Raw genomic sequence first — 24,022 nt, 5'->3', positions numbered from 1 at the left:
GGCCGAATTAGTCGGCTCAGCTTCCGAGCGCGGTCTTGACCGCCGCTGCCGCATCGCCGCCATCGAAGGTGGTGACGCCGGCAATCCACGGCGCAACCGCGTCAGGGTGCTTCTTCAGCCAGTCGGCTGCGACCGTGTTGGCGTCGCCGCCCTTCAGGATCGCGTCCATCATCTCGCCTTCCATGTCCAGGTTGAACTTCAGGTTGGCGATGAACTTGCCGGCATTCGGGCATTCGGTGGTGTAGCCCTTGCGCACATTGGTGTAGACGGTGGCGGCGCCGAAGCCGCTGTCGCCCATGCCGTCGAGATAGGTGAGCTTCATGGCGCCCATCACCGGATGCGGCGTCCAGCCGAGGAACGCGATCCACTCATTGTTCTTGATCGACTGCTCGGCCTGCGTCAGCATGCCGGCTTCCGAGGACTCGACCAGCTCGAAGCCTTCGAGATTGTCCTTCGGGTTCTTGATCATGTCGAGGATGATGCGGTTGCCGTCATTGCCCGCCTCGATGCCGTAAATCTTGCCGTTGAACTTGTCCTTGAACTTGCCGATGTCGGTCAGCGACTTGACGCCGGCCTCCGCGACATAGGTCGGTACGACGATGCCGTAGCCGGCGCCGGTCAGGTTGGTGCCGATCGTCTCGACCGAACCATCGGCGGTGTAGTCCTTGATGTCGTTGGTCATCGACGGCATCCAGTTGCCGAGGAAGACGTCGAGATCCTTGTTTTTCAGCGACGCCATGGTCACCGGTACCGATAGCTGGATCGTCTGCGGCTCGTAGCCGAGCGCGGTGAGCAGCACCGAAGCGACGCCGGTGGTTGCCTGGATGTCGGTCCAGCCGACATCGGAAAGGCGCACCGCCTTGCAGCTCTCCGGATCGCCGGCAAGTGCAGCGCTCGTGGACAGAAAAGTCGCCAGGCCGAGGCCGGCGACGAAGGTGTTCATACGCGACATTGGCAGTCTCCCATTGTGATTCTTTGGCGAAGCGTAGTTACGGTTTCTCTGCCCGCCTTGTTTCGTCAGCCAAACACCATTCTGGTGTGGTTTCAAGCGCTAAGACAATCACGATCAACGGCGCGGACTGGCCAAACAGCGACACGCCCGCCGCTTTTTCGATTGCAGACGGCTTTTCCCATGAAATGCAGCGGTGCCCTCTCCCCGCGCCGCGCCAACTCGGCTTAAAAGGACGGCATGGCCAAGCTCTACTTCCACTATGCGACGATGAATGCCGGCAAAACGACAATGCTGCTGCAGGCGTCCTACAATTATCGCGAACGCGGTATGACGACGATGCTGTTCGTCGCCGGCCACTACAGAAAGGGCGACACCGGGCTGATCTCGTCGCGCATCGGCCTGGAGACCGAGGCCGAGATGTTCCGCGACGGCGACGATCTCTACGCTCGCGTCGCCGAGCATCACGAACATACGACGGTGCATTGCATCTTTGTCGACGAGGCGCAATTTCTCGAGGAAGAGCAGGTCTGGCAGCTCGCCCGTATCGCCGACCGGCTGAACATCCCGGTGATGTGCTACGGCCTGCGCACCGATTTCCAGGGCAATCTGTTTTCCGGTTCGCGAGCGCTTCTGGCCATCGCAGACGATCTGCGCGAAGTGCGCACCATCTGCCGCTGCGGCCGCAAGGCGACGATGGTCGTGCGTCTCGGCGCTGACGGCAAGGTGGCCAGACAAGGCGAACAGGTGGCGATCGGCAAGGACGTCTATGTCTCGCTCTGCCGCCGCCACTGGGAAGAGGAAATGGGCCGCGCCGCGCCCGACGATTTCATTGGCTTCACCAGAGGCTGAACGCCGGGCAACATGAAAATTCTGCAGTTCACAGTCGATTGCCCGTTTCCGCCGATCTCCGGCGGCGAGATCCGGAACGCCGTCAATGCACGCGCTTTGGCAACGATGGGCGAAGTCCTGACGGTAAGCCTGACTGGCGCCCCGGCACCCTCCACACCGCCGAACATCCGTCACCGGATCATCGAGGCAGCGCGCGGCAGGGCGCCTTGGGGCAGGCGCAGCCCGCACCCGACCGTGCATATGATGCCGGACGACGAGCTGGCCGAAGCCGACGCCATCTGGAGGGAATTCGCGCCCGATCTCGTGGTGATCGAGGAAATTGTGCTTTCGCAGCTGCTGACGCTGGCGCCGAAGCATCGCGCGCGCACCGTCCTTGACCAGCACAACATCGATTCCCGGACGGTGTCCGACCGGATCGCCGGCCTGACGCTGTGGCAGCAAATTCGAGACTGGCGCCAAAACAGGCGAAGGAAGGCAGAGGCGCGCGAAGCCGACAGGTGTGCGGCTGCCCTGGCCGACCAGGTCTGGGTTTGTTCGCGGGCCGACGAAGCGCTTCTGTCCGCTCTCGGCCCCGTCAACGACGTCAGGTTCGTCGCCAACCCCATTCCAGACGAGAGCGTGCTTTCCCTGCCGATTGCTGCCGAGCGCTTCAGTGAGCTCAGCCTGTGCTTCATCGGGCATCTCGGCTACTTCCCAAACATCGACGCCGTCAAGCAGATCGGCCGCGCGATGGCGCCGCGCCTCGCCGCCTCCGGCCGGCCCTGGTCGATCACCGTCGCCGGCAGAAACCCGCGCGATGTCGTGCGCGGTCTATGCACCAGGCATGGTCTGCGGTTGATCGAGAACCCACCGCATCTGCCGGAATTGCTTGGGCGTGCCGGCTATGCGCCGATCCCGCTGCGCTTCGGCGGCGGAACCCGCATCAAGGTGCTGGAGGCGATGGCGGCGGGCCTTGTCGTCGCCGCCACCGAAAAGGCCGTCGAAGGGCTTGGCCTGCAGGCGGGCAGGCATTTCCTGTCCAGCGACGATGCCGGCAAGTTGGCATTGAAAATCATCGATCTCGCGACACGCCCGCAAGCGGCCGCCGAGATGGCGGAGATCGGCCGCGCTTTCGTGCGCGACAATCATTCGTCGGCGGCGATTGAAAAGCAGGTCAAGCAGGCGGTCGCGGCGATCCCGCGCACGGATTGAGCCCGGCTGCTATCCACCGGCATACGGCGTTTGTTAAGGCCTGCAGCCTATTTTGCCCTCAGCCAGAGCCAGCCGGGAACCGCCATGCTTCGAGCCATTTCATCAGGCCTTGTCATTTACTTGGCCGGTATCCTCGCCGCGCTGGCCGATGGCGATGCAGCACTTGGCAAGAAAGTGTTCTACCGCTGCATGGCCTGTCACGAGGCGGCAAGCGACCGCGACAAGGTCGGCCCGCATCTCCTCGGTATCGTCGGCCGCACCGCCGGCACCGCCCAGAACTTCAACTATTCGCAGGCCATGAAGGACGCCGGCGCGGCCGGCCTCGTTTGGGACGAAGCCAACCTCAAAGCCTATCTCGGCGCTCCTAAGCTGAAAGTACCCGGCAACAGGATGGGCTTCTCCGGCCTGAGCAGCGACGAGGACATCGCCAACGTCATCGCCTATCTGAAGGCCGATCCGAAGCCTTGAACAGCGCGATGCGTAGCGTGATGGCGACGGCTTCCGCCAGCTGTCTCGCACTTGCAACTCATTGAGCCCTCTGTCGAATTCAGCACACCCACACTGTCCGAGATCGACTTCTTCGCAGCCGTCAAAGTTCAATGACAATTGAACAATACTTGGCCGGCTGGTTAATCACGCCATGACCCCGCCTTCATTGCCTTTCAAGACGACCAGGCATTTTTTTGTTTTCGGGGCGGGTCTTGTCTTGCGTCTTTCAATCCCCTGATACCCCACATATATTCGCCGCTGTTCGCAGCCAGCGACCGGAAGCCGAAGCGGGAGGCCCCTATGGCGACATTGCAGAATTTCGATGCCGAAATTGCCAAGACCAGGCAGGTCGTGCAGGACATGCGCTCCAAGATCGAGCAGTCGGGCACGGTGCTTGATACGCTGGCCACCGCCGACAAGAAGATCGGCGACGCCAATTTCGACATCGAGAATGCCCGCATTGAGGACGTGCTGAAGCAGCAGAAGGTGATGGAAGGCAACATTGCCGACCTGATCATCGGGCTGGAAGACGCCACCAACGTCTTCGGCACTGAATTCGAGAGCATGAAGAACTACACCGGCTGGGAAAGCTTCGTCGGTGTCTTCTCGGCGCAACGCAAGCAGCGCATGCGCACCGACCGCGTCCGCAACATGTCGCTGGCCGGCAATCTGCAGGAGCTTCTGGTCAAGTCCGACACCATCGTCGGCATCCTGAAAGCGCAGAAAGAGGTCCTCGACCAGCGCTACAAGACCTCGGAAAACAGCCTGTCGCAGGTGATCGAGCGCCGCAAGGTCACCATGACCAACCTCGAGGCGGTGCAGAAGCGCATCGAGGAGGTCAATCCGCTGCTGCTCGACATCGAAAACAAGATCGCCGCTTCTACCAGTCAGAAGGAGCGCACGCAGCTTGAGGGCGAGCGCTCGAAACTGGCGACCGAATACAATGAAAAGCAAGCCAAGGAGCAGGAGCTTCTGGCCGAGAGCCAGACGCTGGAACGCTACACCTCGATGTTCCAGACCTTCGTCGATTCGCTCAACAATCAGATCGCAGCGCAGTCGACGCTTATCAACAAGCTGACCATCGATACCGAGCAGCGCATCGTGCTCTACAAGGCACTGGAAGATTCCTTGAAGACCGCCGCCCAGCAGGATGTCGCCCACAAGATCAACACGCTGGGCAGCCAGGTCGACAACACCGCCGAAGAGACCATGGCCGGCATTGGCGCCGCCTCGCAAAAGCACATCGGCGATCTTCTCGAAATGCACGAGAAGAACATGGTCGCCAGCTCCGACATCCAGCGCCGCAAGAAGCTCGCCGACGACGCCTTCGCCCGCCGTTTCGACGACGTGATGAAGAAGCACAATTCGGCCAACTACGTGCAGTCGTAAGGAGCGGCTGCACGCGGGCACACCGGCATGACTCCCGAAAACGAAGCGGCGGCGCGCTATTTTTCCGCCATCACGGCGGCACTCAGCGGCCTCGAAGTGTTCATGCGCGACGACCGCTCGCCGCTTTACCGGCACGGCATCGTCGCCAAGATTGTCGCCGAATACATTGCCCGGCTGGACAAATCGTTTTCCTGCTGGCGCAACCGGCTCGGCTTCATGGACACGTTCCGCATTTCGCGCGCCGACAGCGGCTATCCCGTCTTCCAGAACCTGCTCGAACTGGAAAACGACCGCCGCCAGGCCGAGGCGCGGCTGGCCAACATTCCGCTGGCCGGCGAATTGCGCGAGGAAATGGCCGACTTCATCCTGCGCCACAAGGAATTCCCCGAAGCGCTGCAGAAGTCGATGGCCGAGCGGCTCTATCTCGAGGACGTCAAGAGCGAACAGACTTTTGGCCCGTTCTCGCTGGCGCAGACGGCCAAGGTCTCGGTCAATCCAAAGACCGGGCGCCCCTATTACCTCGTGCACTGGGCGAGCTTCGACGGCAGCGCCAACCTGCCGCTGGTCTACATGGTGACGGTGGAGGATTCCTCCGAAAGCATGATCCGGCAGCTCGTTGACAGCAGCGGCAAGCTCAATGAACGGGTCGACATCCCGCTGCCGGTGGACGGCCTGCTCAACCCCGAACTCGCCCATCGCTTCGACGATTTCACCGAGAAGAATTCCGCCTACACGCTTTCGCCCGCAACGATTGCGGTCAATCTCGACAAGGATTTCGAGCCGCTGCACCCTAAGCAGCTGCGCCGCGTCGTGCTCGGCCCCTTTTATTCCGCAGGCATTACGGACAACAATTCGACCGTGACCGAGGTGCTGGCCAAGGTGCGCAAACCGGAAAATGCCTGGCTGCTCACCTGGACCATCCAGGAGGTCTACTCCAAGGGCGAGAAACCCGGCCGCAAGGGCCTGTTTTCGAGCGAGAAGACCACGCAGGAATTCTTTATCAACACCGACGATCTCGAAGCCGCGCGCCAGGGTGTGTCGAGCTACGAGAACCACGCCCTGATCCCGCACGAAGCCTATCAAGCACTCTACGCCGCCGGCGAAGCTCAAAAGATCTTTTCCGGCTACAAGGTTCACATCCTGTCAAATGGGCAGGTGATTTCAGATGTCTGACCGTCACATCGCGGAGCATCCTTCATGGACACCGGCCTGACCACCATTCCGGAAGCGGCTATCGAAAAGCACCGCGCAACCGCGCAAAGCTTCATCACTCGCGTCGTCGTGCTGGAGGATCCTTCACGCGAATCCGGCACCGCGCTTGCCGGCACCAACCGCCGCTTCGTCTCCACCGTCTCGGTCGGCTCGGTGCGCCGCACACGCGAGGTCGAGCTTACCAAGACCGTCGCCGCGATCCATCCCGACGACCAGTTGATGAGCATCCCGCAGCACACGCTTTTGTTTCGCGCCCGCCGCGGCCTGGCGATTGCGCTCGCCATTTCCGATGTCTTCGCCGAAGGCTCCGACCTTGAAAGCCTGCAGGCCAAGAACACCCGCGCACCGCTCGAAGGCGATGAAGCCGCGACCTTCAAGAAGCTTCTGTCAGCCTCTGCTTACGTTTCGGCCTTCAGCCTTGCCTCCTATCTGTTCCAGCTGATCGACAGCGATGGCGAGGCGCCCAACGATATCCCCGAACCCGACTTCCTGCTCGACACGCCGCAGGACGCGGTGAAGTCGATCGTGGCTGGGTTGGACAGGGCGATCACCGGGTCGAAGGACGATGGCGACCTGACGACCCGGGCGCGTGCTTTCGCCCGTGTTGCCATTGATGGGCTGCTGGCCCGCAAGGGCCGCTTCGACGGCATCGGCCCGTTCGAGAACGCCCATATCCGCATCGACGCCGACGATTTCACCCTCGACGGCTTCGACGTCGCGCCCGGCAAGCGCTCCAAGCCGCTGGTGATGACCTTCAAGAAGCCCGAAGAGGTCGTCGGCAACCACATCGCCAAATACCAGTCGGTCAAGCTCGCCAAGATGCTGATGGCCTATGATTTCGAGCGCGAGCTGAACCCGTTCGTCGAGCTCGGCGGCTTCCTCTTCACCTTCATCGGCGATGGCGCGCCGGGCACCGGCAAGACGACGCTGATCCAGATGATCGCCGGCCTCGTCAACAATTATTGCCAGGTTGCCGGCTATCCCTTCGCCTATGAGAATTTCGGCGTCGACCAGATCTCGTCCTACCAGGGCAAATCCGGCCAGAACTGCCGCCAGTTCATCAACAATGTCTTGAACCCACGCGTCATCGGCTTCGGCACCGTCGACGACATCGACCAGGTGGCGGCCCGCCGCTCCGACGACCGCGCCTCGGCCGGCCAACAGGAAATCACCGGCGTCTTGATGGACGCCTTTGCCGGCGCCGGCACGGTGGTGCGCGGCAATTGCTCGTTCGGCATGTTTTCCAACTATCCCGAAAATGTCGACGATGCGCTGCGCCAGCGCGCCGGCGCCCGCTGGCTGGTCGACGGCCCACAGAGCCGCGACGACTATATCGACATCTTCGTCCTGCTTGCCGGCAAGAACCACAAGATCCCACTCGGCGACCACAAGCTCTACGCCGCGCAGGAGATCCAGCGCGCGGTGACCGAAGCCTATGAGGAGCACGAGAAGCCTCAGGAAGACGGGCTGATGAAGGTCTATGAGCGCTACATGAAGGAGAATGGCGCGCCGAAATCGATGGCCGACATCGGCACTTATCTGCACCTGATCAAGGATGCCGAGCCGCGCTTCACCGGCCGAGCCATCAAGAACGTCACCGACGCCATCAAGATGCGCGCCATGGACATCGAGCTGCCCGACGACTGGTTCGAGAAGCCGGAAGCCTTCATGCACAAGGGTTACAACGAAAAGAAAGCCATGATCGAGGAACTGCGTGGGCCGTTCTCGATGGACATGGTCATGCAGGAGATCAACCGCTACGCCGACTCGGAGTTCCGCTATTCCGACAAATCCGACGACGCCGCGGTGGAGAAGCTGCTGCGCGACGCACGCCTGCGCGAACGGGCGGGACGCGAGATGGAGGAGATGAAGAAGAAGGGGCTCTGGAATGCGTGAGCTTCCTTCGCTGCCCGCGGGTGCTGAAAGGCTTGGCGCTAACGCTGACGCCCCCCTCTCCCCGTCCTTCACGGGGAGAGGGTAAGGGTGAGGGGCGGCGCATGCGTGGACCAGAGATCGCTACGACCATACTGGCAGCTATCGAACAGCGCCTCGATCGGCACATCCGGACCAATGATCTTCGATTTATTGACGCCAAAGGCCATGGGGAGACATGTCCTTGAATGCTAGCGCTGCCCCTCACCCTTACCCTCTCCCCGTGAAGAACGGGGAGAGGGAGGCGTCAGCGTTGGCGCTTCGCCACAACAGGCAACGCCACTCGGAACGTTCTGCATGAGCCACGCCAAAAAGCCCGACCTTCTCCGCGACAATGAGCTGATCTACGGTCGCTTGCTCACCGTCGACGAGTCGCACCTCATCCAGCGCTACAACAAGGCGCTTGTTGCCTTCGGCCTCAAGCCCACCAAGCTGAAGAGCTTCCAGATCGACCGCACCGGCTTCTCGCCCGAAGTGGCCGAGGAATGCGGCGATTACGATTATCTCGACCCCAATGAGGTCAACCGCCGCTTCATCATCCTGACGCCGTCGCAGATCGATCTGCCGGTGGTGCACACCGCCTTTTCCAACACCTCGCAGCTGATGTTCGAGTTCATGTCCAAGAACCAGCGCGCCATCGATGCGCTGACCATCAAGGATGTCATCTACGGCGAGATCGAGGATTCCGTTCCCCTGGTCAACGACATCGAGGATCTGCTGTCGATCAGCCAGGTCGAGTTCAGGGTGCTTTCGGCCGAGGACGTGCTGGGCAAGGCCGCCGAACTCGGCAAGCTGGTCGACCGGCTGAAGCAGGAGCCCGATGCCTGGCGCGACAACACCATGCTGAGCCGTATGGTGGAGCTGGCGAAGGTCTGCGGCGATATCCGTGAGAATGCGCTGGTGCCCGACCAGGTGATCTTCCGCCACAACGCCTACTGGACCAGCCATTTCGGCGGCGTCTACGTCTTCGTCGATCCTGATATGACTACCGTCATCGGCGACCCGGCCGCCCCCGGCTTTCGCCGTTCGCGGCCTTGGCAGGTCAGCTATCTCTCGATCAACGATGCCGACAAGGTGTTCAAGTTCCTGGCCAGCACCGGCCGCATCGAATTGCCGCGCGCGTCATGGGTCGAAAGCTCGGGCTATCTCGAGCATCGCGCCGAGATGGTGGTGCGCTCTCTCATCCGCGACACAGAGCCGAACCGCAATTTGACCGAGGTCGACAAGGTCTGGCTGCAGACCTGGATCCATGGCCATGCCGATCTGATCACCAAGGACGGCAATTTCCCCTTTCTCAACGCCGCCAAGCGTGAGATCGCCCAGCTCGGCCATCTCAAGATCGAGGATGTGTTTCCGCAACAGCGCTTCCTGGTCGTGCGTGGCAAGCCCGACCATCCCGACGCCTGGCTGACCAACCAGCTGATCTCGGATTTCGTGCCGCAGGACTTTGTCTCGCGTTACGTCTTCAACAAGCCGGGCTTCTACAAGGACTATGACGGCTACAGCGACGCCTGGCGGTCGCATGTTGTGGACGTTCTGAAAACCACATATTTGAAAGACAAAGTGGCGTTTCGCACGCGCCTTTACGGCCTGACTGACTGAGGGGTGAACGAGAGCCATGCTTGATCCGATCGTGAATTTCTTCACCCGCATCTTCCAATGGATAGGCCGCGGCATCGGCCTCGTCATTGGCGCGATCCTGTGGCCGTTCCTCTGGGCTGGGCGCTGGTATACGCAGCGCGGCTGGATCCTGAAGGCTGTGGTCGGCCTCGCGCTTCTGGTGTTGATCGGTCTCTACGCCAATTTCTTCTACGCCACCCAGTGGTGGAACAAGTTCGATCCCAACTACGTCGACAAATACACCTTCGAGAACCGCAACATTTCCGCCGGCGAACAGGTCGCGGCCGGCGCCGGCACCGACACCGCCAAGACCTGCGGCAATTCGGGCATCGCCCAGGTGGCGGCCGACCTGACGGACTTCAACGTCAACCAGAATGCCTGGATCTCGTCGATGATCCTCTACAAAATCGGCCTGTTCGGCATCGACTGGGACAACACGCCGTTCATGGACAACAAGGCCTCGTTCCAGCGCGGCATCAACCAGGCGGTGCGGCGCACCGCCACCGAGCTTGCCGACAATCTCGGGCGTGTTCGCACCACATCGCAGATCGACGGCGACCTGCAGGATGCGCGCGGCAATCTGCAGTTCGACGAGGAGACCTGGTATTTCGGCCTCAACCCGTTCGGCCCCAAGACGCCGACGCCGAGCTATTATCGCGATGCCGTCACCAAGCTGCGCTCCTTCAACGCCCGCCTCGGCAGCTGCCAGGCGACGTTCGATGCCCGCGCCGACAATCTGAAGCAGTATATCGACCGCATCTCCTCCGACATCGGTTCCACCTCCGCGATCCTCAAGGAGCGCGCCGAAAACCATAACAATGGCTGGTTCGACTTCCGCGCCGACGACCGCTTCTGGTTCGCCTATGGCCAGCTCTATGCCTATTACGGCCTGATGAAAGGCGCCCAGGCCGACTTCGAGGACGTCATCAAGGAAAAGCATCTCGGCAATCTGTGGGACACGATGGATGCGCAATTCGTCTCGGCGCTGCGCATCCAGCCCTTCATCATCGCCAATGGCCGCGAGGATGGCTGGATCATGCCGACGCACCTGACGACGATGGGTTTCTACGTGCTTCGCGTGCGCTCCAACATGGTCGAGATCAGCAACGTCCTGACTCAGTAGCGTTCACAGCTTTCCCGGCGAGCGATGGCGAATTTGCGCCGTCGCCTCTGTCGCATTCCGTGCATTGGGCGGCTGTTTTGAGACGGCGGAACGTCGCGTCCTCTGGCTTCTATACGGCGCGGCAACGGAGCCAGGAAGAACCGGCGACAGGTCGGCCGGCCGCGGAGACACTTTCTTCATAGGAAACATAGTTGCATGCAAGTTGACGCCTCGGGAGCGACAGGGTTAGAACATGCCCGCGCCCGGGTTCAACATGCCTGCGAGTGAGATCAAACCCGTCCCCTCCACCGTCCAATCCGAAGGAAAGCCGTCATGGCCGAAGTGAAGTCCGACATCGAGATCGCGCGCGGCGCCAAGAAAAAGCAGATCCAGGAGATCGGCGCCAAGATCGGCATCCCGACCGAGCACCTTTTGCCCTACGGCCACGACAAGGCGAAGATTTCGGCCGAATTCATCAAATCGGTGAAGGCCAACAAGGACGGCAAGCTGATCCTCGTCACCGCCATCAACCCGACGCCGGCCGGCGAAGGCAAGACGACCACCACCGTCGGCCTTGGTGACGGTCTGAACCGCATCGGCAAGAAGGCGATCGTCTGCATCCGCGAGGCTTCGCTCGGCCCGAATTTCGGCGTCAAGGGCGGTGCTGCCGGCGGCGGCTACGCGCAGGTCGTGCCGATGGAGGACATGAACCTCCACTTCACCGGCGACTTCCACGCCATCACCACGGCGCACAACCTTCTGTCAGCGCTGATCGACAACCACATCTACTGGGGCAATGAGCTCGGCATCGACACCCGCCGCGTCGCCTGGCGCCGCGTCATGGACATGAACGACCGGGCGCTGCGCGAAATCATCTGCTCGCTCGGCGGCGTCGCCAACGGCTATCCGCGCGAGGCCGGCTTCGACATCACCGTCGCCTCGGAAGTCATGGCTATCCTGTGCCTTTCCACCGACCTCAAGGATCTGGAAAAGCGCCTTGGCGACATCATCGTCGCCTACCGCCGCGACAAGACGCCGGTCTATGCCCGCGACCTCAAGGCCGACGGCGCCATGGCGGTGCTGCTGAAGGACGCCATGCAGCCAAACCTGGTGCAGACGCTGGAAAACAACCCGGCCTTCGTCCATGGCGGTCCGTTCGCCAACATCGCCCATGGCTGCAACTCGGTCGTCGCCACCACGACGGCGCTGAAGCTCGCCGACTACGTCGTCACCGAAGCCGGCTTCGGCGCCGACCTCGGTGCTGAAAAATTCTTCGACATCAAGTGCCGCAAGGCGGGTTTGAAGCCGGCGGCTGCCGTCATCGTCGCCACGGTGCGCGCCATGAAGATGAATGGCGGCGTCAAGAAGGAAGACCTCGGCAAGGAAAACATCGAGGCAGTCAAGAAGGGCTGCCTCAATCTGGGCCGCCACATCGAGAATGTGAAACAGTTCGGCGTGCCTGCGATCGTGGCGATCAATCATTTCACCACCGATACCGAGGTGGAAATCCAGGCGATGAAGGATTTCGTCGCCTCGCTCGGCGCCGAGGCGATCCTGTGCAAGCATTGGGCCAATGGCTCTGCCGGCATTGAGGAGTTGGCGCGCAAGGTCGTCGAGATCGCCGAATCCGGCGCCTCGCAGTTCGCGCCGCTCTATCCCGACGCAATGCCGCTGTTCGAGAAGATCAACACCATCGTCCAGCGCATCTATCGCGGCGACGAGGCGATCGCCGACAAGTCGGTGCGCGACCAGCTGCATGCCTGGGAGCAGGCCGGCTACGGGCACCTGCCGGTCTGCATGGCCAAGACCCAATATTCCTTCTCGACCGACCCGAACCTGCGCGGCGCGCCGACCGGGCACACCGTGCCGGTACGCGAGGTCAGGCTTTCGGCGGGCGCCGGCTTCGTCGTCGTCATCTGCGGTGAGGTCATGACCATGCCCGGCCTGCCCAAGGCGCCGTCCTCGGAAAAAATCTTCCTCAACGAGATCGGCCAGATCGAAGGCCTGTTCTGAAAATTTCGAGATCGTTGCGAGATCCAAGAAGGGCGGCCACTGGCCGCCCTTTTGCTTTTCGGGGACAGATTTGCCTATGCAGCGTTGCGCGCCAGCGCGCGCTGGTTGGACGCATAGGGCGTGTCGCGTTCGGGCAAAGCACCGGTCTTCAGGCAATCGATCCATTCGGCGGTCTCGAGCACGGCCGCAAAGCGCGACTGCAGGATGATGGACACCACGCGGTGGATCTCCTCGGCCGAGGCGTAGCCGGCGCCGTTGGCGTAAGGCAGCGAACCGGTGGCGTCGGACAGGAACTCGACCGCAAAGCCGACATGCGCGGCGTGGATGATGCTCGACAGGTCGCAATTATGCGTCATGTAGCCGATCACCGTTATCGTATCGATGGTATTGGCGCGCAGCCACGCCTCGAGGTCGGTGCCGGCAAAGGCGCTAGGCAGTGACTTCTCGACATAGTGGTCGCGGCTTCGCCGGGCGATCTCGGGATGCAGTTCGCCGCCATGGCTGCCCTTGGCGAAGACTGGCGAGGTCTCGGGCGCCATCTGCTTGACGACCACCACCTTCACGCCGGCCGCAGCGGCGGCATCCATAGCGCGCGCGACATTGACGACGCTGTCGCGGAACGGTGGATACTGGATGGCGAGGTTGCCGCCATCATAATCATTCTGGACATCGATAACGATGAGTGCGCGGCGCGGCGTGATATTGGCGGACATGGTGTTCTCCTTCGGGCTTGAATGGGACAGGTCGAAAATAGACGGATCGCCCGACTGCCAAAAGTGGCCCGATTGACATCATTCGAAAGAATTGGGACAATTCGCTTTTCGCTTGCTGGAAACACGCATGGCCGACCCGATCATTGCCGTTCTCGCCTTTGACGGCATCAGCCCGTTCCACCTCTCCGTGCCGTGCGTGGTGTTCGGCACCGACCGCACCAAGCTTGGCTTGCCGCGTTTCGACTTTCGCGTCTGCGCGCTCGACGATGGAGCGATCCACACCGATGCCGGGCTGACCATCGCGGTGCCGTATGGCCTTTCCGCATTCGACGATGCCGACATCGTCATCATTCCGAGCTGGAAGGATCTCGAGGCCCCACTTCCGCCGCCGCTCCTGGCAGCGCTCACCCACGCGCACCGGCGCGGTGCGGTGATCGTCGGCCTCTGTCTCGGCACCTTCGCCATTGCCGCCGCCGGGCTGCTTGCGGGCCGGCGTGCGACGACACATTGGGCCTCCACCGACCGGCTGCAAACATTATACCCGGACATCGAAGTCGACGCCGACGTGCTCTATGTCGACGACGGCGACATCGTCACCTCGGCCGGCGTCGCCGCCGGGCTCGATTGCTGCCTGCACATTGTGCGCGCCCGCTATGGCGCAGAGGTAGCGCTGCGGCTGGCCAGGCACATCGTGCTGTCGCCGCACCGGCAGGGTGGGCAAGCGCAGTTCATCGAGCGCCCGCTGGCGAAAACCCCGGCCACCGACCGCTTCACCCTGGCGCTCGACACGGTGCGGGCAACGCTCGGACAAACGCACAACCTCGACCGCGTCGCGGAGGCCGCGGGCCTGACCCGGCGCACTTTCACCCGCCGTTTCCAGAAATCGATCGGCACCAGCTTTGGCGAATGGTTGGCCGGCCAACGCATCGAACTGGCGCAACGGCTGCTGGAGGCGACGGAAAAATCGATGGACATGGTGGCCTTCGAAGCCGGCTTCGGCAGCGCCACCTCGCTGCGCCAGCATTTCGCCGCACGGCTCAAGACGTCACCGGCCCAATACCGGCGTGAATTCTCGCGGCGAGCCGGTCCGGACGAGCGCATGGCACGCATGGCTTCATACTGACCGCCCACGACGAGTTCAGCCCCGCTTGACCGCCCGCGCCGGATTGCCGACCACCGTGGTGTTGTCAGGCACGTCGCGCGTCACCACCGCGCCGGCGCCGACTATGGCGCCATCGCCGATGCTGATGCCGCCGAGGATGATGGCGCTGCCGCCGATCCAGGCGTCATTGCCAATGGTGACCGGCCGGGCAATCTCCAGTCCCGCCTGACGGCCCGCGGCCTCCTTGTGGTGCTCGGCGCAGTAGATCTGCACATTGGGCCGAGAAGCGTCCGCCTGCCGATACGCACCGGCGCGGTGTCGAGGATGGTGCAGCCGGCATTGAGGAAGGCGCCGTCGCCGAGATGGATGTTGAAACCGTAGGCGCAGTGGAACGGCGCCTCGATGCGGCCGCCCTCGCCCGTGCTGCCGAGCAGCACCGACAGCGCTGGACCGATATTGCCGCGTTGCTGGGGCGGTAGCGTATTATGCTCGAACACCGCATCGCGCGCGATCACCCGCAGCGCCTCCAGTTCGTCGTCGATGCAGGTGCACCATTCGCCTGCAATCATCCTTGTGCGTTCGCTATCGGCCATCACAGCGACTCCGTCCCTTCGTCGTGTTCGACTGTTTACCAAAGTACAATGCTCACTGATGGAAGAAGCACCATCGCCTACTCTCGTCAAACGCAGGACCTATGCTAGCTTGCCCTCGTGGCCCAGTCCCGGGCCTGCTTTCGAGGGGATCGACATGCTCTATTTGCTTGCACTTCTGATCGGCGTCATTGCCGGTCTTCGCGCCATGACCGCGCCGGCCGCGATCGCCTGGGGCACTTATCTCGGCTGGCTGCCGGTGGCCGACACCTGGGCAAGTTTCATGGGCCATTGGGCCGCCGTCGGTATCTTCACCATCCTCGCCATCGTCGAACTGGTCACCGACCAGCTGCCCTCGACGCCGAGCCGCAAGGTGCCGCAGCAATTCGGCGCCCGCATCCTGCTTGGCGCCTTCAGCGGCGCGGTGATCGGCGCCACTGCCGGTTCCACCATTGGCGGCCTGATTGCCGGCGCCATCGGCGCCGTCATCGGCACCTATGGCGGCGCCGAAGCGCGCGGCCGGTTGGCCGCCGCCTTCGGCAAGGATTTGCCTGCCGCCCTCATCGAGGACGCGGTGGCGATCATCGGCGGCCTGCTGATCGTGGCGGCGGTGGTATGACTGCCCAAGCCTCAGACGCCAAGACATACGACGCCATCATCATCGGCGCCGGACAGGCCGGCCCTCCTCTCGCCGGCCGGCTGACGTCAGCCGGCATGAGCGTGGCGCTGATCGAGCGCAAGCTGGTCGGCGGCACCTGCGTCAACACCGGCTGCATGCCGACCAAGACCATGGTCGCCAGCGCCTATGCCGCGCATCTGGCGCGGCGTGCCGCGGACTACGGCGTGACGTTCTCAGGCCCTGTCGGCGTGAACTACAAGAGGATCAAGGCGCGCAAGGACAAGGTCACAAACGACTCCCGCAGCAATCTGGAGACGTGGATCGCCGGCATGAAGGGCTGCACGCTTTATCGCGGCCATGCCCGCTTCGAATCCGCCAACACCGTGCGTGTCGGCGACGACCTTCTGACCGCCGAAAAGATCTTCCTCAACACGGGCGGCCGCGCCTCAGTGCCCGACCTGCCCGGCGTCAACGACGTCGACTACCTCACCAACTCCTCGATGATGGACCTCGACGTTTTGCCGCGCCATCTCATCGTCGTCGGCGGCAGCTACATCTCTCTTGAATTCGCGCAGATGTTTCGCCGCTTCGGCTCTGAAGTCACCGTCATCGAGAAGAGTTCGCGCCTGACCGGCCGCGAGGACGAGGACGTGTCGGCGGCCATCCTATCGATCCTCCAAAACGAAGCCATAGAAGTCCATGTCGGCGCCGACGACATCCGCTTTGCCAGACAGGGCAAGGACATCGCCGTGACCTTCTCGTCCGGCAAGCCGCCGGCGGTCGGCTCGCATGTGCTTCTGGCACTCGGCCGCACCCCCAACACCGACGATCTCGGTCTCGACAAGACCGGCATCGCGGTCGATCTGCGCGGCTTCGTCACCGTCGACGACCAGTTGCGCACCAGCGTGCCCGGCATCTGGGCGATGGGCGACTGCAACGGCAAGGGCGCCTTCACCCACACCTCCTACAACGACTATGAGATCGTCGCCGCCAATCTGCTCGACGACGATCCGCGCAAGGTCAGCGACCGCATCGAGGCCTATGCGCTTTACATCGATCCGCCGCTCGGCCGCTGCGGCATGACCGAGGCGGCGGTGAAGAAATCCGGGCGCAAGGCGCTGGTCGGCCAGCGACCAATGACCCGCGTCGGCCGCGCCATCGAAAAGGGCGAGACGCAAGGTTTCATGAAGATCCTGGTCGATGCCGACACCAGGGAAATCCTCGGCTGCTCCGTGCTCGGCCCCGGCGGCGACGAGGCAGTGCACTGCGTGCTCGACCTGATGTACGCCAAGGCGTCGGTCGATACGCTGGCGCGCGCCGTGCATATCCACCCCAACGTCTCGGAGCTGTTGCCAACCATCGCCCAGGAGCTGAAGCCGCTCGCCTGACATAGCCCCGCGTCAAGCTCAGCGCTTTCTGCATTGGTGCGTTGCAGCAATGTGCATTGCGCGCGGCAAGGCTTCTCGTTCAGTCTGAATTGAACCGATTCAGTCTGGATTTTCCATGCCTTTGCCGATCCTTGCGCTTGCCATTGCGTCCTTCTGCATCGGCACCACCGAATTCGTCATCATGGGCCTGTTGCCGGAGGTTGCGGCCGATCTCGGCGTGTCGATCCCCTCGGCCGGCCTGCTGGTCACCGGCTATGCGCTGGGCGTCGTCTTCGGCGCACCCATCGTCGCCATGGCCACCGCGCATCTGCCGCGCAAGCCAGTGTTGGTCGCGCTGACGGCGATGTTCGTCGTCGGCAATCTGCTCTGCGCCATTGCGCCCAATTACTGGCTTCTGATGGCCGCGCGCGTCTTCACCGCGTTCGGTCATGGCGCCTTTTTCGGCATTGGTTCCGTCGTTGCCGCCAGCCTGGTGCCGCGCAACAAGCGCGCCAGCGCCATGGCGATGATGTTCGCGGGATTGACGCTCTCCAACATTCTCGGCGTTCCTGCCGGCACCGCGCTTGGCGAAGCCTTCGGCTGGCGCTCCACCTTCTTCGCCGTCGTCGGCATCGGCCTGATCTCTGTTGCGGCCATCGCCTGGCTGGTGCCATCCAATGTCGCCGAACCGAGCGGCGGCGGCCTGCGCAGCGAACTGCGCGTGCTGGGCAAGCTGCAAGTCTGGCTCGCCATGCTGATCGCCTCGCTGGCCTCGGCCAGCCTGTTTGCCGTCTTCACCTACATCAAGCCCTACCTTACCGATGTCTCCGGCCTGTCGACCTCCGCGGTCACCTGGGTCCTGCTGCTGTTCGGCGCCGGCATGACCATAGGCAACATCATCGGCGGCCGGCTGGCCGACTGGAAATTGATGCCGACGGTCATCGGCACGCTGCTTTTGATGGCAGTTCTGTTTGTCGGCTTCACGCAGTTCGGCGCTATCGCCAGCGTCGCCATCGGCGTCGTCTTCTTGTGGGGACTGCTGATCTTCGTCGTCGTGCCGCCGCTGCAGATCCGCGTCGTCGAAGCGGCTTCGGAAGGGCCGAACCTCGCCGCCACGCTCAACCAGGGCGCATTCAATATCGGCAATGCCAGCGGCGCCTGGATCGGCGGCGTGGCTCTGTCGGCCGGCGTTTCCTATGCTCATTTGCCGCTGGTCGGCGCGGTGCTGGCCCTGCTGGCGGTCAGCGTAGCCGTTGTCTCGCAGGCGCTCGAAGGATCGGCGCCGATAACGACGGTTCCGGCCGCCGCCGAATAATTCCATTGCGCCCATGGCGGCGCGAACTGGACCAATCGACAGCCCTTCGGCAAAAGTGCATGTGTTCTGCCTCTTATCCTGGAGGCATCCCATGCAGAAATCGATCGAACGCATCGCCGGCGATACCGAAGGCGTTTCCTACGAATTCCCGGTGTTCCGCTTCGCCGGCGCCGACAAGGCAGCACCTTCGGCCTATCTCCAGGCAGCACTCCACGCCGGTGAACTGCCTGGTTCGTCGCCATCGACGCGCTGATGCCGGCGCTGAACAAGGCCGAAGCCGAAGGCCGCATCAAGGGCAGCATCACGGTCGTGCCCTGGGCCAATCCGATCGGCCGCGCCCAATATCATTTCGGCGAGCACCAGGGCCGCTTTCATCTCGGCACCCGCAACAATTTCAACCGCGGCTTTCCGTTGCTCGCAGCACCGGACGCCAAGCTTTTGCCCGACACCACGCTTGGCACCCCCGACCAGCGATTGAAGACCCGTCTGGTGCAGCTGTCGCTCGGCCACGACATCGTGCTCGACCTGCATTGCGACGACGAGGGCCTTGCCTATCTCTACGTCCACGCCAGCCTGTGGCCGGCGATGGCCGATTGCGCCGCCGCCATGGGTATCGACGCCGTGGTGTTGTGGAGCGAGGACACCGACGGCACCTTCGAGGGCGCCACGATCATGCCCTACCAGAACGTCCCCGCCAACGTGGCGAAGCTCGACCGCCGCGTTGCCACCACGGTAGAATACCGTGGCATGCTGGATGTCGACGGCGCGCTGGCAAGTTCCGATGCCGAAGGCCTCTACCGGCTGCTGGCGGCGCGCGGCGTCATCGCCGATACCGCCCTTCCCGCACCCGGCGCGTTCAAGGGCCTCGTCGCGCCGCTGGAGAACATCGACATGATGCCGGCGCCCCGGGCCGGCGCCATCCTCTACGACGTCAAGCCCGGCGACCGCGTCGCCGAGGGCGCGCGCCTCGCCACCATCGTCCACACACCGGGCGAGGCCGGTGGCCGCACCGAAGTGCTGGCGCCGCAGGACGGCGTCATCCTGACCCGCCGCTCACGCCGCATCATCCGCGCCGGCGAGGATCTCTTGAAGCTGGTCGGCAACAAGAAGAGCGCCGACGCGAGGTCAGGCACGCTGGAGGACTGAGCTAACCCGAAATCGCCAGCCGCGCCTTGGCCTCCAGCCATTCGGCCATTTGCCGGTACGGCACCGGGCCGTGGCTGACACGGGCGACACCAAGCTCGGCCAGGCGCTGGCGCGGCGGCACATGCGCCAGCGCGATGATGTTGACCGGCAGCACGGTGGCCTTGCACAGCGCCTCGATCAGAGCCTCGTCGCCGAGCCCCGGCGCAAAGAAGCCGCTCGCTCCTGCCTTTTCATAAGCGTGCGCCCGCTCGATGGCCTGGTCGAGCAGCACGCTGTCATGCACATCCGGCTTGGCCTTGAGGAAAATGTCGGTACGGGCGTTGATGTAGGCGGGAATGCCGGAAGCCTTCACCGCCGCCGCTGCCGCCTCGATCCGCTTCACCTGTATGGCGATGTCGTGCAGGCCGGCGCCGCCGACGATCTGGTCCTCGAAATTGAAACCGATGGCGCCGGCCTGCAGGGCACGTGTCACCGTCTGGGCGACAGTCTCCGGCTCGACGCCGTAGCCGCCTTCGAGGTCCATGGTCACCGGCAGGTCGACTGCCGCGACGATGCGCCTGATGTTGTCCAGCGCCAGCTCCAGCGGGATTTTCTCGCCATCGGCATAACCAAAAGCAGCCGCGACCGGCCAGCTGCCGGTGGCGATCGCCTTGGCGCCCGCCCTCTCGACGATCTTGGCCGAGCCCGGATCCCAGGCATTGTAGAGAACGATCGGGTTGCCCCTGACGTGGAGCGCATGGAACCTGCGTGCGCGCTCGATCTGCTCGGTCATTGCTGTCTTCCCGTCTTTCCGATGTTGGACGAACAGTCTAGGCAGGACCCCAAGCCTTGGCGATGTGCCATGGGCTGCAGAAGCGGCGGCCACAAACAGGCCTTTCAAACCTGTTGCGCATCCGGCTATTCGCCGCTATGGATTTCGCCCATGAACATGCGCTCGATCAAGACCATTTGGTGGTGGGCTCGCTGACAGCGGCCTGTTCGAACGCGTGCGCGTGAAAATAGAGGGTGGCCGCAACGGAATGTCCGGGCGGCCATTTGTTTTTTCAAAGCCATTCCCGGGTCCGTTGCCCCAACAAGCCATATGGAGACGGCAATGACGATGAAGGCTCTGGAAAACGGCGCGGAAAGCTTCGTGACCGCAGGTGGTGTCACCATCACCCGCGAACGCCACGACAAGCCTTACGCCGGTGCGATCGACGCTTATGTCGATGGCTTGAACTCGCGCCGTGGTGCGGTGTTTTCTTCGAATTACGAATATCCGGGCCGCTACACACGCTGGGATACGGCCATCATCGATCCGCCGCTGGTGATTTCCGCGCGTGGCCGCGCCATGCGCATCGAGGCGCTGAACGGCCGTGGCGAAGTGCTGCTGCCGGTGATCGGCAAGACGCTGGCCGGCATTACCGAGGTGACGATTGCTGAAACCTCGAAAAAGCTGATCCGCCTCGATGTCGCCAAGCCCGGCCGCGTCTTCACCGAGGAAGAGCGCAGCCGCGTCCCCTCTGTGTTTACTGTGCTGCGCGCCATCACCGCTTTGTTCAAGACCGATGAAGACGCCAATCTCGGCCTTTACGGCGCCTTCGGTTACGACCTCGCCTTCCAGTTCGATCCAGTCGACTACAAGCTCGAGCGCAAACAGAGCCAGCGCGATCTCGTGCTGTTCCTGCCTGACGAGATCCTGGTCGTCGACCATTATTCGACCAAGGCCTGGACCGACCGCTACGACTATTCCGGCGACGGTTTTTCAACCGAGGGGCTGCCGCGGGACGAAATTGCCGAACCGTTCAAGACCGCCGACCGCATCCCGCCGCGCGGCGACCATGAGCCGGGCGAATATGCCAATCTGGTGCGCAAGGCGATGGACAGTTTCAAGCGCGGCGACCTGTTCGAGGTCGTGCCCGGGCAGATGTTCTACGAACGCTGCGAGACGCAGCCTTCCGAAATCTCGCGCAAGCTGAAGTCGATCAACCCGTCGCCCTATTCCTTCTTCATCAATCTCGGCGAAAACGAGTATCTGATCGGCGCCTCGCCCGAAATGTTCGTGCGCGTCAACGGCCGCCGCGTAGAGACCTGCCCGATCTCCGGCACCATCAAGCGCGGCGACGACGCCATTTCCGACAGCGAGCAGATCCTGAAGCTGCTCAATTCCAAGAAGGATGAATCCGAGCTGACCATGTGCTCGGACGTCGACCGCAACGACAAGTCCAGGGTCTGCGATCCGGGCTCGGTGCGCGTCATCGGCCGCCGCCAGATCGAGATGTATTCACGCCTGATCCACACCGTCGATCACATCGAAGGGCGCCTGCGCGAAGGCATGGATGCCTTCGACGCCTTCCTGTCGCATGCCTGGGCGGTCACCGTCACCGGTGCGCCGAAACTGTGGGCGATGCGCTTCATCGAGCAGAACGAAAAGAGCCCGCGTGCCTGGTATGGCGGCGCCATCGGCATGGTCAATTTCAACGGCGACATGAACACCGGCCTGACGCTCCGCACCATCCGCATCAAGGACGGCATTGCCGAGGTGCGAGCCGGCGCCACATTGCTCTTCGACAGCATCCCCGAGGAAGAAGAAGCCGAAACCGAACTGAAGGCATCCGCCATGCTCTCCGCCATTCGCGACGCCAAATTGGGCAATGCCGCAGGCGCCGAACGCACCACCGCGCGCGTCGGCGACGGCGTCAACATCCTGCTCGTCGACCACGAAGACTCCTTTGTCCACACACTGGCCAACTATTTCCGCCAGACCGGTGCCAATGTCTCGACCGTGCGTTCGCCGGTGCCGGAAGAAGTCTTCGAACGGCTGAAGCCCGATCTCGTCGTGCTGTCGCCCGGACCGGGCACGCCGAAGGATTTCGACTGCGCCGCGACCATCAAGAACGCCCGCGCCCGCGACCTGCCGATCTTCGGTGTCTGCCTTGGCCTGCAGGCGCTGGCCGAGGCCTATGGCGGCGAACTCAGGCAGTTGCACGTGCCGATGCACGGCAAGCCGTCGCGCATCCGCGTCTCCAAGCCCGGAATCATCTTCTCCGGCCTGCCCAAGGAAGTGACCGTCGGCCGCTACCACTCGATCTTTGCCGATCCGGTGCGGCTGCCCGACGATTTCATCGTCACCGCCGAGACCGAGGATGGCATCATCATGGCCTTCGAACACCGCAAGGAGCCGATCGCCGCCGTCCAGTTCCATCCGGAATCGATCATGACGCTCGGCCACAATGCCGGCATGCGCATCATCGAAAACATCGTTGCGCATCTGCCGCGCAAAGCCAAGGAAAAGGCCGCTTAGAAACGATGGCGGCGACGGACAACATGGCGGCGATCGCAGCGAAGGCAGCGGCCAGGCAAAGGATCGCCAGCCTTGCCTTCTGGTCGATTGTCATCGCCTGCGTGGTGCTCGCGCTCAAGCTTGCCGCATGGTACGTCACCGGCTCCGTTGCGCTCTATTCGGATGCGCTGGAGTCGATCGTCAACGTCATAGCCTCGGCCGCCGCCTATTGGGCGGTCCTGGTCAGCTACAAGCCGGCCGACCAGGACCATCCGTTCGGCCACCACAAGGCCGAGTATTTTTCGGCGGTGCTGGAAGGCGTGCTGATCGTGCTCGCCGCGCTTTTGATCCTCAACGAGGTCTGGCGCTCCTGGCAGACGCCGACCCCGCTCGAACAACCCTGGGAGGGCTTGGTGATCAACGGCGTCGCCACCGTCATCAACGCCTTCTGGGCCTGGACGCTGATCCGCGCCGGGCGCAGCGCAAAATCACCGGCGCTGGTCGCCGACGGCCGGCACATCATGACCGATGTCGTGACCTCGGTCGGCGTCTTCGGCGGCCTCGTCGGCGCTATCCTGACCGGTTGGCAGATCCTTGATCCGGCGCTTGCCGTCATCGTCGCGCTCAACATCCTGTGGCAGGGCTGGCACGTCATCGGCTCGTCGATGAACGGGCTGATGGACCGCGCAGTGGACACGACCGAACACATGCACATTCGCGACATCATCTCGGCCAATTGCAAGGGCGCGCTGGAGGTTCATGACCTCAAGACCCGCATCGCCGGCCGCGCCACCTTCATCGAGTTCCATTTGGTCGTCGACGCCGACATGACGGTCGGCGCCAGCCACGTCATTTGCGACCGCATCGAGGACGCGCTGAAGGCCGAAATCCCCTCGGTGCGCGTCACCATCCATGTCGAGCCCGACGACGAGGCGAAGCTGCCGAAAGGCACCACTGCTGTGCCGTTTGCTTGAGGAAAAACTCAGGGCATCATCCTCGGGCGAGGATCTGCCGACCTCGCCGGATCGATTGCGCCATTACCGCCATGTGGGGTAGCCCGCCAATGGCTACATCCAGGCGTTGATTGCCTCCAAATCGGGCAGCGCCTGCTGCTCAAGCGCGCGCCGGCTCGGCCTCGGCAAAAGCGTAGTCAGGCGAA

At 62.9% G+C, this 24,022-nt stretch carries 19 protein-coding genes and 2 pseudogenes; 16 read left to right on the top strand and 5 right to left on the bottom strand.

Annotated elements, in window-relative coordinates; translation table 11 throughout:
* Positions 1–16 precede the first annotated feature (16 nt).
* Positions 17–952 carry a choline ABC transporter substrate-binding protein gene (locus NKJ77_RS03980; RefSeq protein WP_023686157.1) on the bottom strand — a complete coding sequence of 312 codons (936 nt, stop codon included), beginning with the start codon at positions 950–952 and terminating at the stop codon, positions 17–19.
* 237 nt (positions 953–1,189) lie between these two features.
* Between NKJ77_RS03980 and NKJ77_RS03975 the strand changes: the two genes are divergently transcribed.
* From NKJ77_RS03975 to NKJ77_RS03950, 6 genes are all read left to right on the top strand, one after another.
* Complete coding sequence (locus tag NKJ77_RS03975) at positions 1,190–1,801, top strand: thymidine kinase (protein ID WP_023669993.1); 612 nt, start codon at positions 1,190–1,192, stop codon at positions 1,799–1,801.
* Between the two features lie 12 nt (positions 1,802–1,813).
* Entirely contained in the window at positions 1,814–2,992 is a 1,179-nt protein-coding gene (locus NKJ77_RS03970; RefSeq protein ID WP_023831437.1) for a glycosyltransferase, read from the top strand.
* An 84-nt stretch (positions 2,993–3,076) separates the two neighbouring features.
* Entirely contained in the window at positions 3,077–3,460 is a 384-nt protein-coding gene (locus NKJ77_RS03965; protein WP_023669991.1) for a c-type cytochrome, read from the top strand.
* A gap of 321 nt (positions 3,461–3,781) precedes the next feature.
* Positions 3,782–4,870 carry a hypothetical protein gene (locus NKJ77_RS03960; protein WP_023669990.1) on the top strand — a complete coding sequence of 363 codons (1,089 nt, stop codon included), beginning with the start codon at positions 3,782–3,784 and terminating at the stop codon, positions 4,868–4,870.
* 27 nt (positions 4,871–4,897) lie between these two features.
* A complete protein-coding gene (locus NKJ77_RS03955; RefSeq protein ID WP_023669989.1) occupies positions 4,898–6,043 on the top strand; it encodes a hypothetical protein in 1,146 nt (381 codons plus the stop codon).
* A gap of 24 nt (positions 6,044–6,067) precedes the next feature.
* Positions 6,068–7,978 (top strand): AAA family ATPase, encoded by a 1,911-nt coding sequence (locus tag NKJ77_RS03950; RefSeq protein ID WP_023831438.1) that lies wholly within the window; start codon positions 6,068–6,070, stop codon positions 7,976–7,978.
* A 68-nt stretch (positions 7,979–8,046) separates the two neighbouring features.
* Here NKJ77_RS03950 and NKJ77_RS03945 read toward each other — a convergent pair whose 3' ends face one another.
* Entirely contained in the window at positions 8,047–8,184 is a 138-nt protein-coding gene (locus tag NKJ77_RS03945; RefSeq protein ID WP_023749803.1) for a hypothetical protein, read from the bottom strand.
* A gap of 127 nt (positions 8,185–8,311) precedes the next feature.
* Here NKJ77_RS03945 and NKJ77_RS03940 point away from each other — a divergent pair, with 127 nt between their 5' ends.
* From NKJ77_RS03940 to NKJ77_RS03930, 3 genes are all read left to right on the top strand, one after another.
* Positions 8,312–9,616 (top strand): DUF6638 family protein, encoded by a 1,305-nt coding sequence (locus tag NKJ77_RS03940; RefSeq protein ID WP_023683664.1) that lies wholly within the window; start codon positions 8,312–8,314, stop codon positions 9,614–9,616.
* Between the two features lie 16 nt (positions 9,617–9,632).
* Positions 9,633–10,757, top strand: coding sequence for a DUF2333 family protein (locus NKJ77_RS03935; protein WP_352534307.1), 1,125 nt, complete (start codon positions 9,633–9,635; stop codon positions 10,755–10,757).
* A 312-nt stretch (positions 10,758–11,069) separates the two neighbouring features.
* Positions 11,070–12,749 (top strand): formate--tetrahydrofolate ligase, encoded by a 1,680-nt coding sequence (locus tag NKJ77_RS03930; protein WP_023831440.1) that lies wholly within the window; start codon positions 11,070–11,072, stop codon positions 12,747–12,749.
* A gap of 74 nt (positions 12,750–12,823) precedes the next feature.
* Here NKJ77_RS03930 and NKJ77_RS03925 read toward each other — a convergent pair whose 3' ends face one another.
* Positions 12,824–13,462 (bottom strand): isochorismatase family protein, encoded by a 639-nt coding sequence (locus NKJ77_RS03925; protein ID WP_352534305.1) that lies wholly within the window; start codon positions 13,460–13,462, stop codon positions 12,824–12,826.
* Between the two features lie 127 nt (positions 13,463–13,589).
* On the opposite strand from NKJ77_RS03925, the gene NKJ77_RS03920 reads away from it, so the two are divergent.
* Positions 13,590–14,585, top strand: coding sequence for a GlxA family transcriptional regulator (locus NKJ77_RS03920; protein WP_023831442.1), 996 nt, complete (start codon positions 13,590–13,592; stop codon positions 14,583–14,585).
* 15 nt (positions 14,586–14,600) lie between these two features.
* On the opposite strand, the pseudogene NKJ77_RS03915 reads toward NKJ77_RS03920, so the two are convergent.
* Positions 14,601–15,157: pseudogene (locus NKJ77_RS03915) on the bottom strand (sugar O-acetyltransferase).
* Positions 15,158–15,311: 154 nt separating this feature from the next.
* On the opposite strand from NKJ77_RS03915, the gene NKJ77_RS03910 reads away from it, so the two are divergent.
* The 4 genes and pseudogenes from NKJ77_RS03910 to NKJ77_RS03895 all read left to right on the top strand — a co-directional run bounded on the left by NKJ77_RS03910 (position 15,312) and on the right by NKJ77_RS03895 (position 19,601).
* Complete coding sequence (locus tag NKJ77_RS03910; RefSeq protein WP_023831443.1) at positions 15,312–15,773, top strand: membrane protein; 462 nt, start codon at positions 15,312–15,314, stop codon at positions 15,771–15,773.
* Entirely contained in the window at positions 15,770–17,161 is a 1,392-nt protein-coding gene (locus NKJ77_RS03905; RefSeq protein WP_023831444.1) for an FAD-containing oxidoreductase, read from the top strand. The genes NKJ77_RS03910 and NKJ77_RS03905 overlap by 4 nt, the downstream gene beginning before the upstream one ends.
* A gap of 115 nt (positions 17,162–17,276) precedes the next feature.
* Positions 17,277–18,455: an MFS transporter gene (locus NKJ77_RS03900; protein ID WP_023831445.1), complete on the top strand. Its 1,179-nt coding sequence runs from the start codon at positions 17,277–17,279 to the stop codon at positions 18,453–18,455.
* Between the two features lie 91 nt (positions 18,456–18,546).
* Positions 18,547–19,601 (top strand): annotated as a pseudogene (locus tag NKJ77_RS03895) (peptidase M14).
* A 1-nt stretch (position 19,602) separates the two neighbouring features.
* On the opposite strand, the gene NKJ77_RS03890 reads toward NKJ77_RS03895, so the two are convergent.
* Positions 19,603–20,373 carry an isocitrate lyase/PEP mutase family protein gene (locus NKJ77_RS03890; protein WP_023669978.1) on the bottom strand — a complete coding sequence of 257 codons (771 nt, stop codon included), beginning with the start codon at positions 20,371–20,373 and terminating at the stop codon, positions 19,603–19,605.
* Between the two features lie 321 nt (positions 20,374–20,694).
* Here NKJ77_RS03890 and NKJ77_RS03885 point away from each other — a divergent pair, with 321 nt between their 5' ends.
* Positions 20,695–22,884, top strand: a complete 2,190-nt coding sequence (locus NKJ77_RS03885; RefSeq protein ID WP_023686176.1) for an anthranilate synthase — start codon at positions 20,695–20,697, stop codon at positions 22,882–22,884.
* A gap of 23 nt (positions 22,885–22,907) precedes the next feature.
* The gene (locus tag NKJ77_RS03880) at positions 22,908–23,837 is read left to right on the top strand and encodes a cation diffusion facilitator family transporter (protein ID WP_196815073.1); all 930 of its coding nucleotides are present in this window, start codon (positions 22,908–22,910) and stop codon (positions 23,835–23,837) included.
* The last annotated feature ends 185 nt before the right edge of the window (positions 23,838–24,022 follow it).

This window comes from Mesorhizobium sp. M0052 (assembly GCF_040323255.1).
In the GTDB taxonomy this organism is placed as follows: domain Bacteria; phylum Pseudomonadota; class Alphaproteobacteria; order Rhizobiales; family Rhizobiaceae; genus Mesorhizobium.
This window is presented reverse-complemented; position numbering and strand designations above follow the sequence as displayed.